The organism is Klebsiella sp. JB_Kp031, assembly GCF_040064295.1.
Classification (GTDB): domain Bacteria; phylum Pseudomonadota; class Gammaproteobacteria; order Enterobacterales; family Enterobacteriaceae; genus Klebsiella; species Klebsiella quasipneumoniae.
In genome coordinates, this window is sequence record NZ_JBEAJW010000001.1 from 219163 (window position 1) to 235570 (window position 16408).

13 protein-coding genes are annotated in these 16408 nt (G+C 54.6%); 6 read left to right on the forward strand and 7 right to left on the reverse strand.

Annotated features, from left to right (window positions below; genetic code table 11):
* Window positions 1–109: 109 nt before the first annotated feature.
* From ppiD to bolA, 7 genes are all read right to left on the reverse strand, one after another.
* A complete protein-coding gene (gene ppiD / locus ABLV64_RS01005; protein WP_043521447.1) occupies window positions 110–1984 on the reverse strand; it encodes a peptidylprolyl isomerase in 1875 nt (624 codons plus the stop codon).
* Window positions 1985–2198: 214 nt separating this feature from the next.
* A complete protein-coding gene (hupB, locus tag ABLV64_RS01010; RefSeq protein WP_002444653.1) occupies window positions 2199–2471 on the reverse strand; it encodes a nucleoid-associated protein HU-beta in 273 nt (90 codons plus the stop codon).
* A gap of 209 nt (window positions 2472–2680) precedes the next feature.
* On the reverse strand, window positions 2681–5035 hold the full coding sequence (gene lon / locus ABLV64_RS01015) for an endopeptidase La (RefSeq protein WP_004151336.1): 2355 nt from the start codon (window positions 5033–5035) through the stop codon (window positions 2681–2683).
* Between the two features lie 183 nt (window positions 5036–5218).
* The gene (gene clpX, locus ABLV64_RS01020) at window positions 5219–6493 is read right to left on the reverse strand and encodes an ATP-dependent protease ATP-binding subunit ClpX (protein WP_002891807.1); all 1275 of its coding nucleotides are present in this window, start codon (window positions 6491–6493) and stop codon (window positions 5219–5221) included.
* 249 nt (window positions 6494–6742) lie between these two features.
* A complete protein-coding gene (clpP, locus tag ABLV64_RS01025; protein ID WP_002891804.1) occupies window positions 6743–7366 on the reverse strand; it encodes an ATP-dependent Clp endopeptidase proteolytic subunit ClpP in 624 nt (207 codons plus the stop codon).
* A 309-nt stretch (window positions 7367–7675) separates the two neighbouring features.
* The gene (gene tig / locus ABLV64_RS01030) at window positions 7676–8974 is read right to left on the reverse strand and encodes a trigger factor (protein WP_004204798.1); all 1299 of its coding nucleotides are present in this window, start codon (window positions 8972–8974) and stop codon (window positions 7676–7678) included.
* Between the two features lie 345 nt (window positions 8975–9319).
* Window positions 9320–9637, reverse strand: coding sequence for a transcriptional regulator BolA (gene bolA, locus ABLV64_RS01035; RefSeq protein WP_002891649.1), 318 nt, complete (start codon window positions 9635–9637; stop codon window positions 9320–9322).
* Window positions 9638–9939: 302 nt separating this feature from the next.
* Here bolA and ABLV64_RS01040 point away from each other — a divergent pair, with 302 nt between their 5' ends.
* The 6 genes from ABLV64_RS01040 to ABLV64_RS01065 all read left to right on the forward strand — a co-directional run bounded on the left by ABLV64_RS01040 (window position 9940) and on the right by ABLV64_RS01065 (window position 16402).
* Window positions 9940–10518, forward strand: coding sequence for a lipoprotein (locus ABLV64_RS01040; RefSeq protein ID WP_004204800.1), 579 nt, complete (start codon window positions 9940–9942; stop codon window positions 10516–10518).
* A 43-nt stretch (window positions 10519–10561) separates the two neighbouring features.
* On the forward strand, window positions 10562–12037 hold the full coding sequence (ampG, locus tag ABLV64_RS01045) for a muropeptide MFS transporter AmpG (protein ID WP_048294253.1): 1476 nt from the start codon (window positions 10562–10564) through the stop codon (window positions 12035–12037).
* A gap of 479 nt (window positions 12038–12516) precedes the next feature.
* Window positions 12517–13461 carry a cytochrome o ubiquinol oxidase subunit II gene (gene cyoA, locus ABLV64_RS01050; RefSeq protein ID WP_004204802.1) on the forward strand — a complete coding sequence of 315 codons (945 nt, stop codon included), beginning with the start codon at window positions 12517–12519 and terminating at the stop codon, window positions 13459–13461.
* Between the two features lie 19 nt (window positions 13462–13480).
* Window positions 13481–15472: a cytochrome o ubiquinol oxidase subunit I gene (gene cyoB, locus ABLV64_RS01055; protein WP_004204804.1), complete on the forward strand. Its 1992-nt coding sequence runs from the start codon at window positions 13481–13483 to the stop codon at window positions 15470–15472.
* On the forward strand, window positions 15462–16073 hold the full coding sequence (locus tag ABLV64_RS01060) for a cytochrome o ubiquinol oxidase subunit III (protein ID WP_002891635.1): 612 nt from the start codon (window positions 15462–15464) through the stop codon (window positions 16071–16073). Before cyoB ends, ABLV64_RS01060 begins: the two co-directional genes overlap by 11 nt.
* Entirely contained in the window at window positions 16073–16402 is a 330-nt protein-coding gene (locus tag ABLV64_RS01065; protein ID WP_002891634.1) for a cytochrome o ubiquinol oxidase subunit IV, read from the forward strand. Before ABLV64_RS01060 ends, ABLV64_RS01065 begins: the two co-directional genes overlap by 1 nt.
* Window positions 16403–16408 lie beyond the last annotated feature (6 nt).

Consider the following 16408-nt stretch of genomic DNA (forward strand, 5'->3'; position numbering starts at 1 on the left):
GCGTCAGTGCGGATGGCCGACAAAAGGCAAATCACAGAAATGGAAAGGGCCGCGAAAGCGGCCCTTGAGGATTACATGGTGTTGCGTATTTTTGCGAAACGACGCGAAATTACTGCTGCTGGTCGATGCTGTCGCCCAGCTTAATTTTCGCCGCCTTGCGCAGGTTGCTCATCAGCGCTTCGAAAGCGATTTGGGCATTGTTCTGGGTAATCCCCTGAACCATAGCCTTCTTCTGCTCTTCCGGCATGCTGCCTGCTTTCACTTCATCGAGCGCCACCAGCACCACATCGCCTTGCATGTTGCTGCCAACGCCATAGACCGGTTTGCCCTGCTGCGGCAGCGGCAGAGTAAATGCCAGCTGGCTCAGCGGATCCTGGCCGGTACGGGAAAGCGTCTGCGGTGCGCCAAAGCTCAGGCCAGCCGCCTTCATCGCCTCATCGCCTTTGCCGTCTTTCAGCGCCGCCAGCAGCTTATCGGCATCCCGCTTCGCCTGCTGTTCCGCTTTATTGTGCTTAACGATATCGCTAACCTGCGCCTTCACTTCGGCCAGCGGTTTCACCGCCTCGGCTTTGTGCTCGCTGATACGCAGAACAAAGGCGCGATCGCCGTCAACGGTAATGATGTCGGAGTTGCTGCCCGGCGCGCCGTTCACACCGACCAGACCGCCGTTGAAGATAGCGTCAGCGACCGGTTTAAAGTTCAGCTCTTCCGGCAGATTATCGCGGCCAAACCAGCCGGTTTCCACCACCTGCAGTCCGGCGACCTGCGCCGCGCCCGCCAGCGATTCATTATCGTTGCTGGCCGCATCGCTCACCTTCTGCTGCAGCGCATAGTAAGCATCCAGCGCTTTCTCCTGCTTCACTTTCGCCGCAATGTCATTGCGCACGTCAGCCAGCGGCTTGACCTGCGCCGGCTGGACGTCGTCCAGACGGGCCACCAGGAAGCCAACCGAGGATTTGATCACCCCGGAGAGCTGGCCTTTCTCTTTCAGGCCGGCGTCTTTCAGCTCAGGCACGGTAGAGGCATCTTCCATCCACCCCATATCGCCGCCGTTGCGGGCAGAGATAATATCGGTCGATTTTTCTTTTGCCAGCGTGGCGAAATCGGCGCCTTTTTGCAGCTCGGCCAGTACCGCTTTCGCATCAGCTTCAGTTTTAGTCTGAATCACGCTGTAGCGATTACGCTGCGGCTGAGTGAACTGATCTTTGTGCTGGTCATACCATGATTGAATTTCTTCGTCAGAGGCGTTTTCCTGCATGCTGGCGGCATCCATCTTGATGTAGCTCACGCGGAACTGCTCCGGCGCCATAAAACGGGCCTGATTCTGCTGCCAGAAAGCGTTGATTTCCTCATCGCTGGCGGTCTGTTTTTCCGCCAGGGCGTTGACGTTGATGGTCGCTTCGCGAACGACACGCTGCTGAGACACCAGCGCCGCCAGCTGATCGGACTCGCCGGGCAGCATGAAGTCGGTACCCGCAATGGCGTTAATCAGCTGCTGCGTGGTCAGCTGGTTACGCAGCGCCTGGGCGTACTGATCGGTGGTCATCCCCATCTGGGCGACAATACCGCTGAAACGCTGGTTGTCGAACTTACCGTTCGTCTGGAACGCCTGCGTCTGGAAGATCGCCTGCTTCACCTGCTCATCGCTGATGCTGAGGCCCAGCTCGCGGGCATACTGATCCAGAAGCGACTCGTCAATCAGGCGGTTCAGCACCTGCTGGCGCATGGTTTTCATGTAGTTTTCGTTCGCCGCCAGCTCGGAGAACTGGTCGCCAAGCTGCTGCTGCATACGGTTACGTTCGCTGGCGACGGCGTTTTCAAACTGCCCACGGCCAATCTCCTGGCCATTCACTTTTGCGGCATAGTTTTTGCCACCGCCAATCAGGTAACCACTCACCCCGGTCAAAATGAACGAGACGATAATGATACCGAAAATAATCTTGAGCACGACGCTGTTGGCGGCCGTGCGTAGGTTGTCCATCATGGTGTAACAACGCTCCGCTGTAGATGACTTTAGCTCGCGCAGCATAGCACGTGATGGCCGCCGCGCGTGAGGACGTATTTTGACAAGAAAACAGGGTGATTGTCAGCCCACAAGTGGCGATAAACACACATAAAGTGGTCTGAAAAGGCAATAAAAAAGGCACATCTCACGATGCGCCCTTGTACTTCGTCACATTCCCTGACGGGAAAGCCGATCAGTTCACCGCGTCTTTCAGCGCTTTACCAGCACGGAAGCCCGGCACTTTTGCGGCAGCGATAGTAATTTCTTTACCTGTTTGTGGGTTGCGACCAGTACGGGCGGCACGTTCTTTAACAGCAAAGGTACCGAAACCTACCAGCGCAACGTCATCCCCAGCCTGCAGAGATTCAGTAACAGAAGCGATTAAAGCATCTAACGCACGTCCAGCTGCAGCTTTAGAAATGTCCGCACCCGCAGCAATTTTGTCAATCAGTTGAGATTTATTCACTGTTCTCTTCCTCTCTTTATAATTTATATCGCACCAGAGTCCTTCATAGTGCGACCGCGCAGCAGTTATATCAGGACTGTCATGCCCTTACAACAGCAGTTGTCGATGACCCCCCTGCCAGCGATCTAAGTTAGCTACACAAAAAAAGGCTGGCAAGTCCGAAATGACTTACCAGCCCTATTTTTATTAGCGCAATTTGCGCAGAATCACTATTTCGCGGTCACAACCTGCATGCCAAACGGTTCGTTTTGCAGCGCAAGTGTCAGAACTTCCTCGATTCGTTTCACCGGATGGATATCCAAATCAGCGATAACGTTATCCGGAATTTCTTCAAGGTCGCGTTTGTTCTCATCAGGAATCAGAACAGTCTTAATACCGCCGCGATGCGCCGCCAGCAGTTTTTCCTTCAGACCGCCGATCGGCAGCACCTGTCCACGCAGCGTAATCTCCCCGGTCATCGCCACATCGGCGCGTACCGGGTTGCCGGTCAGGCAGGAGACCAGCGCCGTACACATGGCAATCCCCGCGCTCGGACCGTCCTTCGGCGTCGCCCCTTCCGGTACGTGGACGTGAATATCACGCTTCTCGTAGAAGTCGGCGTTAATGCCCAGCTTGTCCGCCCGCGAACGTACCACGGTCAGCGCAGCCTGAATCGACTCCTGCATCACCTCGCCCAGCGATCCGGTGTAGGTCAGTTTACCTTTGCCCGGTACGCAGGCGGTTTCGATGGTCAGCAGGTCGCCGCCCACTTCCGTCCACGCCAGACCGGTCACCTGACCGACGCGGTTCTCGCTATCGGCGCGGCCATAGTCGAAGCGCTGCACGCCGAGATAATCATGCAGATTCTCACCATTAATTTCGATGTGTTTCAGCGATTTATCCAGCAACAGCTGCTTAACGGCCTTACGGCACAGCTTGGAGATTTCACGCTCCAGGCTACGAACGCCCGCTTCACGGGTGTAGTAACGAATAATGCCGATAATGGCGCTGTCGTCGACGGTCAGTTCGCCTTTTTTCAGCGCGTTGCGTTCGATCTGCTTCGGCAGCAGGTGACGCTTGGCGATATTCAGTTTTTCATCTTCGGTGTAACCCGAGAGGCGAATCACTTCCATACGGTCCAGCAGCGGCGCCGGAATGTTCATGGAGTTGGAAGTCGCCACGAACATCACGTCGCTGAGATCGTAATCCACTTCCAGATAGTGGTCGTTAAAGGCCACGTTCTGTTCCGGATCCAGCACCTCAAGCAACGCAGAAGCCGGGTCGCCGCGCATGTCGGAAGACATTTTGTCAATCTCATCCAGCAGGAACAGCGGGTTTTTTACCCCCACTTTCGCCATTTTCTGGATCAGTTTGCCCGGCATCGAGCCAATATAGGTTCGACGATGACCGCGAATTTCCGCTTCATCGCGCACGCCGCCCAGCGCCATGCGGACGTATTTCCGGCCGGTCGCTTTGGCAATAGATTGCCCCAGCGAGGTTTTACCTACCCCCGGCGGTCCCACCAGGCAGAGGATCGGCCCCTTGATTTTGTTCACCCGGCTCTGCACCGCGAGATACTCAAGGATGCGATCCTTCACGCGCTCCAGACCATAGTGATCGGTATCAAGGATCTCCTGGGCCTGACGCAGGTCTTTCTTGACCTTACTGCGCGCATTCCACGGCACCTGCACCATCCAGTCGATGTAGCCACGCACGACGGTCGCTTCCGCAGACATCGGCGACATCATCTTCAGCTTCTGCAGTTCCGCTTCGGTTTTCTCTTTCGCCTCTTTCGGCATTTTCGCCGCGTCGATCTTGCGCTTCAGCGCTTCGTTTTCGTCCGGGGCGTCGTCCATCTCGCCGAGTTCTTTCTGAATCGCTTTCATTTGCTCGTTCAGATAGTACTCGCGCTGGGATTTCTCCATCTGCTTTTTGACGCGGTTGCGAATGCGCTTCTCAACCTGCAGCAGATCGATTTCCGATTCCATCATCGCCATCAGATATTCCAGACGTTCGTTGACGTCGGACATCTCAAGCACGGACTGCTTGTCCGCCAGCTTCAGCGGCATATGCGCCGCGATGGTATCCGCCAGGCGCGCCGGATCGTCGATGCTGTTCAGCGACGTCAGCACTTCCGGTGGAATCTTCTTATTCAGCTTGATATAGCCTTCAAACTGGCTGATAGCGGTACGAACCAGCACTTCCTGCTCACGTTCGTCAATCGCCGGCGAGTCGAGATACTCCGCTTTCGCCGAGAAATGCTCGCCATTATCAGACAGCGCAGAAATGCGTGCACGCTGTAGCCCTTCGACCAGCACCTTCACGGTGCCGTCTGGCAGCTTCAGCATCTGCAAAATAGACGCCACGGTTCCAACGGTGAAAAGATCGTTTACACCCGGCTCATCCGTCGACGCTTCTTTCTGCGCAACCAGCATGATTTTTTTATCATGGTCCATGGCCGCTTCGAGGCAACGGATAGATTTTTCCCGCCCTACGAACAGGGGTATGACCATGTGCGGATAAACCACCACATCGCGCAACGGCAATACGGGGATTTCAATGCGTTCAGAACGCTCAGGATTCATAGAGCTCTCTCTTAGTTTAAAGTCCGCCAGGTAGCCGACGACGCCACACTCCACTGCATCGTCGTTAATATGTAATCCAGTATATGGGGATGTATTCCACACATTCAACGGCGGGAATGCAGGAAAAATAAAAGGGGAGATAAAATCCCCCCTTTTTGTTAACTGCTTGAGTGAAATGGCTAATTATTCGCCAGATGCCTGCTGCGCTTCCGGTTTGCCGTAGATCAGCAGCGGTTTGCTCTGACCGGCGATAACCGACTCATCAATGACCACTTTTTCGACATCTTCCATCGAAGGCAGATCATACATGGTGTCCAGCAGCGCCGCTTCCACAATGGAACGCAGGCCACGGGCGCCGGTTTTACGCGCCATCGCTTTCTTGGCGATGGCATCCAGCGCTTCGTCGCGGAATTCAAGCTCTGCGCCTTCAAGGCTAAACAGCGCCTGATACTGCTTGGTCAGGGCGTTTTTCGGCTCTTTCAGGATCTGGATCAGCGCTTCTTCGCTCAGCTCGTTCAGGGTCGCCACGACCGGCAGACGGCCGATGAACTCCGGAATCAAACCAAACTTGATCAGATCTTCCGGCTCGACCTGGGCCAGCAGCTCGCCTTCGCTCGCTTTGTCGGACTTCGCTTTAACCGTCGCGCCAAAACCAATGCCGGAGCCGGTTTCCACACGGTGGGAAATCACTTTGTCCAGACCGGCAAACGCGCCGCCGCAGATAAACAGGATCTTGGAGGTATCAACCTGCAGGAACTCCTGCTGCGGGTGTTTACGCCCGCCCTGCGGTGGAACGGCGGCGACGGTGCCTTCGATAAGCTTCAGCAGCGCCTGTTGCACGCCTTCGCCGGAGACATCGCGAGTAATCGACGGGTTATCGGACTTACGCGAAATTTTGTCGATTTCGTCGATATAGACGATGCCGCGCTGCGCTTTCTGCACGTCGTAATCGCACTTCTGCAGCAGTTTCTGAATGATATTTTCTACGTCCTCACCCACATAACCGGCTTCGGTCAGGGTGGTGGCGTCCGCCATGGTAAACGGCACATCCAGCAGGCGCGCCAGCGTTTCCGCCAGCAGCGTTTTACCGGAGCCGGTCGGCCCGATCAGCAGGATGTTACTTTTACCCAGCTCTACGCCATTGCTGGTATCGCCATTGCGCAGACGTTTGTAGTGGTTGTATACCGCGACCGCCAACACTTTTTTCGCCTGTTCCTGACCGATGACGTAGTCATCAAGGTGGTGGCGAATCTCGTGCGGCGTCGGCAGCGCGCTGCGCTCGCGGTGCGGCGCAACTTCTTTAATCTCTTCGCGAATGATGTCGTTACATAAATCAACGCATTCGTCGCAGATATACACGGATGGCCCGGCGATCAGCTTACGCACTTCATGCTGGCTTTTGCCGCAAAAAGAGCAATACAACAATTTGCCCGATCCATCTTTGCGTTTATCTGTCATGAGTCCAAACCTCTTTTTAAGTTCTTTGTGCCGCACACGACGACGCAAATGCCATTCTCAGGCGCAAGCCGCCATATAGCGTTGTGCCGCCCTTCATTAGTATATACACAAAATCCTTCGCGCTACATCGCGGCGGTAGCGAAGCGACCGGCCGCCTGCCTGCCCGGCAAGCGTCCGGAAAAATGCAAACCGCTCAGCAAACGTGGCGAGAAGGATGAAGCGTAAAGCGGCACCCTTACGCCCAGGGCATCAATTACGATGGGTCAAAATAGAGTCGACCAGTCCGTACTCCACGGCTTCCGCAGCAGACAGGAAGCGGTCACGCTCGGTGTCACGCTCAATCTGCTCAAGAGACTGGCCGGTATGATGCGCCATCAGCTCATTCATGCGTCCTTTCACCTTCAGGATTTCACGGGCGTGGATCTCAATATCCGTCGCCTGCCCCTGATAGCCGCCCAGCGGCTGGTGGATCATCACGCGGGAGTTCGGCAGGCAGAAACGCTTGCCCTTCGCCCCGGCGGTCAGCAGGAACGCGCCCATGGACGCGGCCTGGCCCATACAGATGGTGCTGACGTCCGGCTTGATGAACTGCATGGTGTCATAAATCGACATCCCGGCGGTGATCACCCCGCCCGGAGAGTTAATGTACAGGTAAATGTCTTTTTCCGGGTTTTCCGCTTCCAGAAACAGCATCTGCGCCACGATCAGGTTTGCCATGTGGTCTTCGACCTGGCCGGTCAGAAAAATGACGCGTTCCTTAAGCAGACGGGAGTAGATATCAAAAGAACGTTCACCGCGTGAGGTCTGTTCAATGACCATCGGCACCAGGGCCATATGGGGTGCAAAGTTGTCTCGTTCGCCACTGTATGACATTTCCGTCTCCTGGAGTAATTTTAAAATACCTGCTGCACTGATTGTAACCTTACGGACGGATTATCAGCCACAGTTTCTATCCGCTGAACGCGTCACCGCCTCTTCAACACGCGTGCGATTGCGGATGCAGTTGCCTCCCTCGGTAATGGGGATGGCGTTGCCATATTTCAAGCATAACAAGCTTTTGCTGTAACGCTATCATGGTAAATGCGTTTTAGCACCGTGCCAGAGGCTATCATTATCCTAAAAAAAAACCCGCCGCCTTTCGGCAACGGGTTTTTGCCCGAACCTTGAACAATCGCGGCGAAATTACGCCTGCTGGTTCATCAGTTCGTTGAAGGAAGTGGCTTTTTCAGACACTTTGGCTTTCGCCAGCACGGCTTCAACAGCCTGCTCTTCCAGCGCCACGTTGCGCATGTTGTCCATCAGCTCTTTGTTCTTGCTGTAGAACTCAACCACTTCTGACGGATCTTCGTAAGCAGAAGCCATCTCTTCGATCAGGCCTTTCACGCGCTCTTCGTCAGCTTTCAGCTCGTTGGTGCGAATCACTTCGCCCAGCAGCAGGCCAACCACTACGCGGCGTTTAGCCTGCTCTTCGAACAGTTCGCGCGGCAGTTCCAGGGCCTGTTTCTCGTTGCCACCGAAACGCTGAGCAGCCTGGCGACGCAGCACATCGATTTCGCTGTCGATCAGAGCTGCCGGAACGTCGATGTCGTTAGCTTTAACCAGACCTTCGATAGCCTGAGACTTCACGCGGTTACGCACAGCGCCTTTCAGCTCGCGTTCCATGTTTTTACGCACTTCAGCGCGCAGGCCAGCGACGGAACCATCTTCCACGCCGAAACGTTTGATGAATTCTTCGGTCAGCTCCGGCAGTTCACGTTCTTCAACTTTCTTCAGGTTGATAACGAACTTAGCCGCTTTACCTTTCAGGTTTTCTGCGTGGTATTCTTCCGGGAAGGTCACGTCGATGGTGAACTCGTCACCCGCTTTGTGGCCTTTGATACCGTCTTCGAAGCCCGGGATCATGCGCCCCTGGCCCATCGCCAGTACGAAGTCAGAAGCTTTGCCGCCTTCGAACTCTTCACCATCTACGGAACCGGTGAAGTCGATGGTTACGCGATCTTCAGCGTCAACCGCGCCTTCTTTTTCTTTCCAGGTTGCCTGCTGCTTGCGCAGGGTTTCCAGCATGGTGTCAACGTCAGCGTCGGTCACTTCAACAACCGGTTTTTCTACTTCGATCGCTTCCAGACCCTGCAGTTCAACTTCCGGATACACTTCGAACTCTACCGCGTAGGTGAAGTCTTCACCCAGTTTGTATTCGCCCGGAACGTAGTTCGGCGCGCCGGCCGGATTGATTTTTTCTTTGATGATCGCGTCAACGAAATGACGGCTCATCAGGTCGCCCAGCACGTCCTGACGAACGGAAGCGCCATAGCGCTGAGCAACAACATTCATCGGCACTTTGCCTTTACGGAAGCCGTCAATGCGAACTTTTTTCGCTACGTTGACCAGCTCGCTTTTGACAGCATTCTCGATGCTGTCAGCGGCGATAGTAATCGTTACACGGCGCCCAAGGCCCTGAGTGGTTTCAACTGAAACTTGCATCTTGTTACCTCAAAAAAATCACAGTGCTCGGTCAACTCTGGAAGCGCGTGTAGGTGGCTTCGCAGAACCGGGATGCCCTCTTCAAATCAGAAACACATTCCCTGTCGTCAGAATCATCCCGAAGACATTCATATATAAGACGCGGCATTATAGCGGCATCACTTTTGTGAGTCGAGAACGGTTGTCGCCTGGTGCTGCGGCATTTTTCACATTTCCCGCTCAATTTTGTCCGCAAAAGCGCTGAGTTTGCGCATTTTCCAGGCAAAACAAAACGGCCCGTAGGCCGTTTTTGCTAAATCTGCAAGCAACATACTGGAAAAGCGCCAGCGGTTGCAAATGGGATTTCTAGGCGATGCTGCCCGCGCCGCGGCACGGCGGCGAGGCGAAAACCGTATCCTGTAGCGCTTCCCATTCTTTAATCGTGTAGGTGTGCAGCGCCAGGGCGTGCACCGTATTCGACAGCTCCTCGGTTAGCGTGCCGTAGATCATACGGTGGCGATTTAGGAAACGCTCGCCAGTGAAGCGATCGCTCACTAACACCACTTTAAAATGACTTTCAGAGCCCGCAGGGACGTTGTGACGATAACTTTCATCCACGACTTCGAGATACATCGGGTCGAACGCTGCTCTAAGTTTTGCTTCGATCTGTTCACGTATCATCATGAATTTTCTCCTCCGACAACGCTGAGATGCCGCCACTCCATTTAAATGTTAGCCGCTTTTACCGCTTCCATTAGGAGAAAACAACAAAAAATTAGCATTGTTCTGATATTTTCATTCAAAAGTATCACGTTTACTGGCTCTGGTCGCCAGATCCGCCGGGGAAAGAGCGATTAACCGTGGCGGGACGCTCAGAAAACCGCCAGGGCGATGGATTTACACGCGTTGCCACTTCCCCTTGCCGTTGGCAATGCTATGATGGCGGTAATTTTCCTTATAACAACACCATGCGTTGAGACCTGAACATGCTTAAGAAGATCCTTTTCCCGTTGGTCGCCATGTTTATGCTGGCAGGATGCGCCACGCCGCCGACCACCATTGAAGTATCGCCGAAAATCACGCTGCCGCAGCAGGATCCTAGCCTTATGGGCGTGACCGTCAGCATCAACGGCGCCGACCAGCGTCCGGACCAGGCGCTGGCGAAAGTGACGCGCGACAACCAACAGGTCACCCTTACCGCCTCCCGCGATCTGCGCTTCCTGCTGCAGGAAGTGCTGGAGAAACAAATGACCGCGCGCGGCTACATGATTGGCCCGAACGGCGCAGTCGATCTGCAGATCATCGTCAACAAACTCTACGCTGACGTCTCCCAGGGCAACGTGCGCTACAACATCGCCACCAAAGCCGATATCGCCATCATCGCCACCGCGGCAAACGGCACGAAGATGACCAAAAACTACCGCGCCAGCTACTCGGTTGAAGGTGCCTTCCAGGCCTCGAACAAAAACATCGCTGATGCCGTCAACAGCGTCCTGACTGATACCATCGCCGATATGGCGCAGGACACCAGCATCCACGATTTCATCAAGCAAAACGCGCGTTAATGCCCCCACGAACCCGGCCTCCGCCGGGTTCGTGCTTTATGCTATGTCCAGTCACTACTTACGCATTTTTCAGCAGCCTAAATCAGCGATTTTGCTGATCCTCGGCTTCGCCTCCGGTCTGCCGCTGGCCCTCACCTCCGGTACCCTGCAGGCCTGGATGACGGTGGAAAACATCGATCTGAAAACGATCGGTTTTTTCTCGCTGGTCGGCCAGGCCTATGTCTTTAAATTCCTCTGGTCCCCGCTGATGGACCGCTACACGCCGCCGTTTCTCGGGCGCCGTCGCGGCTGGTTGGTGACCACCCAGGTCCTGCTTCTGCTGGCCATCGCGGCGATGGGCTTTCTCGAACCTGCCTCCCAGCTGCGCTGGATGGCGGCGCTGGCGGTAGTGATCGCCTTCTGTTCGGCGTCGCAGGATATTGTTTTTGACGCCTGGAAAACCGACGTTCTGCCAGCGGAAGAGCGCGGCGCTGGCGCCGCGATCAGCGTGCTGGGCTATCGCCTCGGGATGCTGGTCTCCGGTGGTCTGGCCCTGTGGATCGCCGACCGCTATCTCGGCTGGCAGGGCATGTACTGGCTGATGGCGGCGCTGCTGGTGCCCTGCATCATCGCCACGCTGCTGGCGCCCGAGCCAAGCGACGTTATCCCGGTTCCCCGGTCGCTGGAGCAGGCGGTAGCTGAACCGCTGCGAGATTTTTTCGGCCGTAACAACGCCTGGCTGATTCTGCTGCTCATCGTTCTTTATAAGCTTGGCGATGCGTTTGCCATGAGTCTGACCACCACCTTTCTCATCCGCGGCGTCGGTTTTGACGCCGGCGAGGTGGGAATGGTGAACAAAACCTTAGGCCTGTTCGCCACCATTCTTGGCGCCCTGTACGGCGGCGTCCTGATGCAGCGATTGACGCTGTTCCGGGCGCTGCTGATCTTCGGTCTGCTGCAGGGGGTTTCCAACGCCGGCTACTGGCTGCTGTCGATTACCGATAAGCACCTCTATTCCATGGCGACCGCGGTATTCTTTGAAAATCTGTGCGGGGGAATGGGGACGGCGGCGTTTGTGGCGCTGCTGATGACGCTGTGCAACAAGTCGTTCTCCGCCACCCAGTTCGCGCTGCTCTCGGCGCTGTCCGCGGTTGGCCGCGTGTACGTCGGGCCGATTGCCGGCTGGTTTGTCGAGGCCCACGGCTGGTCCACTTTCTATCTCTTCTCCGTGGTCGCGGCGGTGCCGGGGATCGCGCTGCTGCTGCTGTGCCGACAAACGCTCGAGCATACCCAACGCACGGCAAGCTTTATGCCGCGTAGCGAATATCCGCAGGCCTATGCGCTGGCGCTGGGGATCCTGACGCTGGGCTGCCTGCTGCTGGCGGTATGGCTGGGTCTGCTGATCCTCAACGCGCTGGATTATACGTCGTTCAGCTTCCTGTCCGGCCTGCTGGAGGTTGCCGCGCTGACCGCCGTTGGCGGTATTTTGTTCGGCGGCCTGCTCGACTACCTGGCGCTGCGTAAAACCCACCTGATTTAAGGACGCTGCATCATTATTAGCCGTTGTAATTACGAAACGTAATTATAACGGCTTATTAACGCTTTTATATTGCCCGCCGCGCTATTTGTTGTTTTGTGCGTTTTTGTTTTCTGGAAATTATTGACAGTTTTCATTCGATTCTTTAAATAATTTAACCGATTCAGCTACGCCGTTTTTATTTCACGTTTCCACAATGTCTTTTATTTGATAATTAAATGTTAAACAATTGTTCTAATTTTTGGGTGGTTATGCCCATTCGCCGCTAAGTACACCTTTTCTTATCCCTTTCGTTATCGATCCCACGAAAATCAGGCTTTGCAAGCGATTACGTAACACTACGTAACATATGTGACAAACCAAGCAGAAGCCGCTAACACAGAACTGACAGAGATCCAATCATGTTTACAGTAATGCAACCTTACCGTAAAATGCCCATACACTTTAAACGCCACCAGATCCCGTGGAATTGAGGTCGTTCAATGAGACTCAGGAAATACAATAAAAGTTTGGGATGGATGTCATTAATCGCAGGTACTGTATTACTCAGTGGTTGTGATTCTGCACTCCTTGACCCAAAAGGACAGATTGGACTGGAGCAACGCTCTTTGATTCTGACGGCCTTCGGCCTGATGATGATTGTCGTTATTCCCGCCGTCTTGATGGCAGTAGGATTTGCCTGGAAGTATCGCGCGAGCAATAAAGATGCGAAGTATAGCCCGAACTGGTCACACTCCAATAAAGTGGAAGCTGTGGTCTGGACGGTACCTATTCTGATCATCCTGTTCCTGGCCGTTCTGACCTGGAAAACCACTCACGCACTGGAGCCAAGCAAACCGCTTGTCCATGACGAGAAACCAATCACCATCGAAGTCGTATCGATGGACTGGAAATGGTTCTTTATCTATCCGGAACAGGGTATTGCTACCGTTAACGAAATCGCCTTCCCGGCGAACGTACCGGTACACTTCAAAGTGACCTCTAACTCGGTGATGAACTCGTTCTTTATTCCGCGCTTAGGCAGCCAGATCTACGCAATGGCCGGGATGCAGACTCAGCTGCACCTCATTGCTGACGAAGCTGGTACTTATGACGGTATCTCCGCTAGCTACAGTGGCCCGGGCTTCTCTGGTATGAAGTTCAAAGCGATTGCTACCCCGGATCGTGCAACTTTCGATCAGTGGGTTGAAAAAGCGAAACAGTCTCCGAACGCCATGGACTCTATGGCCGCGTTCGAGAAAGTGGCTGTGCCTAGCGAATACAACAAAGTGGAATACTTCTCTAACGTGAAACCGGATCTGTTCAAAGATGTTGTGAACAAATTCATGTCTCACGAGAGCATGAACATGTCCAAACCTGAAGGCGAGCATGCCGCTCACGACGGGATGGAAGGCATGGACATGAGCCACGCGGAAACCGCTCACTAAGGGGCCGAGGAAGAAAACGATGTTCGGAAAACTTACACTGGATGCAGTGCCCTACCACGAACCTATTATCGTGGTAACGGTGGCTGCGATTATCATTGGGGGACTGGCGCTTCTGGCAGCCATCACTTACTTCGGTAAGTGGTCCTACCTATGGAACGAGTGGCTGACTTCTGTCGACCACAAACGTCTCGGTATCATGTACGTTATCGTGGCAATCGTCATGCTGCTGCGTGGCTTTGCTGACGCCATCATGATGCGTAGCCAGCAGGTGCTGGCCTCGGCCGGGGAAGCAGGCTTCCTGCCGCCTCATCACTACGATCAGATCTTTACCGCCCACGGCGTTATCATGATCTTCTTCGTGGCGATGCCGTTCGTTATCGGTCTGATGAACCTGGTGGTTCCGCTTCAGCTCGGCGCACGCGACGTAGCCTTCCCGTTCCTCAACAACCTGAGCTTCTGGTTCACCGTTGTGGGCGTGATTCTGGTTAACCTGTCTCTGGGCGTCGGTGAGTTCGCGCAGACCGGTTGGCTGGCTTATCCGCCGCTGTCGGGAATTGAATACAGTCCTGGCGTAGGGGTCGACTACTGGATTTGGGCGCTGCAGCTCTCCGGTATCGGTACTACCCTGACCGGTATTAACTTCTTCGTGACCATTATCAAGATGCGCGCCCCGGGCATGACCATGTTCAAGATGCCGGTATTCTCCTGGGCATCTCTGTGCGCTAACATCCTGATTATCGCCTCTTTCCCAATTCTGACCGTCACCATCGCGCTGCTGACCCTGGATCGTTACCTGGGCACCCATTTCTTTACCAACGATATGGGTGGCAACATGATGATGTACATCAACCTGATTTGGGCCTGGGGTCACCCGGAAGTGTACATCCTGGTTCTGCCGGTGTTCGGGGTCTTCTCCGAAATCGCCGCGACCTTCTCGCGTAAGCGTCTGTTCGGTTACACCTCTCTGGTGTGGGCAACCGTCTGTATTACCGTTCTGTCGTTCATCGTTTGGCTGCACCACTTCTTCACCATGGGTGCTGGCGCGAACGTAAACGCCTTCTTCGGTATTACCACCATGATTATCGCGATCCCGACCGGGGTTAAGATCTTCAACTGGCTGTTCACCATGTATCAGGGCCGCATCGTCTTCAACTCGGCGATGATGTGGACTATCGGCTTTATCGTCACCTTCTCCGTCGGTGGGATGACCGGTGTGCTGCTGGCGGTACCGGGCGCGGACTTCGTTCTGCACAACAGCCTGTTCCTGATCGCGCACTTCCATAACGTTATCATCGGCGGTGTGGTGTTCGGTTGCTTCGCCGGTCTGACCTACTGGTGGCCGAAAGCCTTTGGCTTCACCCTGAACGAAACCTGGGGCAAACGCGCTTTCTGGTTCTGGATCATCGGCTTCTTCGTGGCGTTTATGCCGCTGTACGTGCTGGGCTTCATGGGGATGACCCGTCGTCTGAGCCAGCAGATCGATCCGCAGTTCCACCCGATGCTGGTTGTTGCAGCTTGCGGTGCGGCGCTGATCGCCTGCGGTATCCTGTGCCAGCTGATTCAGTTCTACGTTTCTATTCGCGACCGCGATCAGAACCGTGACCTGACCGGTGACCCATGGGGTGGCCGTACGCTGGAGTGGGCAACCTCTTCTCCACCGCCGTTCTACAACTTCGCTATCGTTCCTCAGGTTCACGAGCGTGACGCCTTCTGGGAAATGAAAGAGAAAGGTGAAGCGTATAAACAGCCTGCTCACTATGAAGAAATTCATATGCCGAAGAACAGCGGCGCCGGCATCGTCATTGCCGCCTTCGCTACGGTATTTGGTTTCGCCATGATCTGGCATATCTGGTGGATGGCGATCGCCAGCTTCATCGGCATCGTAGCGACCTGGATTATTAAGAGCTTTGACGAGGACGTGGATTACTACGTACCGGTTGCAGAAGTCGAAAAACTGGAAAAACAGCATTTCGATGAGATTAACAAAGCAGGGCTGAAAAATGGCAACTGATACTCTTGCGCATACTGCCCACGCGCATGAACACGGGCACCATGATACAGGACCGATGAAGGTATTCGGTTTCTGGATCTACCTGATGAGCGACTGCATTATCTTCGCTACGCTGTTTGCTACCTATGCCGTTCTGGTGAACGGCACAGCCGGCGGACCAACTGGCAAAGATATTTTCGAACTGCCGTTCGTTCTGGTTGAAACCGCACTGCTGCTGTTCAGCTCCATCACCTACGGCATGGCGGCTATCGCCATGTACAAAAACAACAAGAGCCAGGTGGTTTCCTGGCTGGCGTTGACCTGGTTGTTTGGCGCCGGATTTATCGGGATGGAAATCTATGAATTCCATCACCTGATCATGGAAGGCTTTGGTCCGGATCGTAGTGGCTTCCTGTCCGCGTTCTTCGCGCTGGTCGGCACCCACGGTCTGCACGTGACCTCCGGTCTTATCTGGATGGCGGTGCTGATGTTCCAGGTTTCACGTCGTGGCCTGACCAGCACTAACCGCACCCGTATCCTGTGCCTGAGCCTGTTCTGGCACTTCCTGGACGTGGTGTGGATCTGCGTGTTCTCGGTTGTCTATCTGATGGGGGCGATGTAATGAGTCATTCTACCGATCATAGCGGCGCTTCTCACGGCAGCGTGAAGAGCTACATGACAGGATTTATCCTGTCCATCATCCTGACGGTCATTCCGTTCGCCATGGTGATGAGTGGCTCCGCCTCGCATGCGGTTATCCTTGGCACCATTCTGGTGACCGCTGTAGTGCAGATCGTGGTACACCTCGTGTACTTCCTGCATATGAACAGCAAGTCCGATGAAGGCTGGAACCTGACCGCATTTATCTTCACCGTAATCATCATTGCGATCGTGGTTGTCGGCTCCATCTGGATTATGTGGAACCTGAACTACAACATGATGATGCACTAAGAGCGG

Coding starts and splice junctions, on each gene's coding strand:
- ppiD (WP_043521447.1), bottom strand. CDS start 1,984: ATGATGGACAACCTACGCACGGCCGCCAACAGCGTCGTGCTCAAGATT.
- lon (WP_004151336.1), bottom strand. CDS start 5,035: ATGAATCCTGAGCGTTCTGAACGCATTGAAATCCCCGTATTGCCGTTG.
- clpX (WP_002891807.1), bottom strand. CDS start 6,493: ATGACAGATAAACGCAAAGATGGATCGGGCAAATTGTTGTATTGCTCT.
- clpP (WP_002891804.1), bottom strand. CDS start 7,366: ATGTCATACAGTGGCGAACGAGACAACTTTGCACCCCATATGGCCCTG.
- tig (WP_004204798.1), bottom strand. CDS start 8,974: ATGCAAGTTTCAGTTGAAACCACTCAGGGCCTTGGGCGCCGTGTAACG.
- bolA (WP_002891649.1), bottom strand. CDS start 9,637: ATGATGATACGTGAACAGATCGAAGCAAAACTTAGAGCAGCGTTCGAC.
- ABLV64_RS01040 (WP_004204800.1), top strand. CDS start 9,940: ATGCTTAAGAAGATCCTTTTCCCGTTGGTCGCCATGTTTATGCTGGCA.
- ampG (WP_048294253.1), top strand. CDS start 10,562: ATGTCCAGTCACTACTTACGCATTTTTCAGCAGCCTAAATCAGCGATT.
- cyoA (WP_004204802.1), top strand. CDS start 12,517: ATGAGACTCAGGAAATACAATAAAAGTTTGGGATGGATGTCATTAATC.
- cyoB (WP_004204804.1), top strand. CDS start 13,481: ATGTTCGGAAAACTTACACTGGATGCAGTGCCCTACCACGAACCTATT.
- ABLV64_RS01060 (WP_002891635.1), top strand. CDS start 15,462: ATGGCAACTGATACTCTTGCGCATACTGCCCACGCGCATGAACACGGG.
- ABLV64_RS01065 (WP_002891634.1), top strand. CDS start 16,073: ATGAGTCATTCTACCGATCATAGCGGCGCTTCTCACGGCAGCGTGAAG.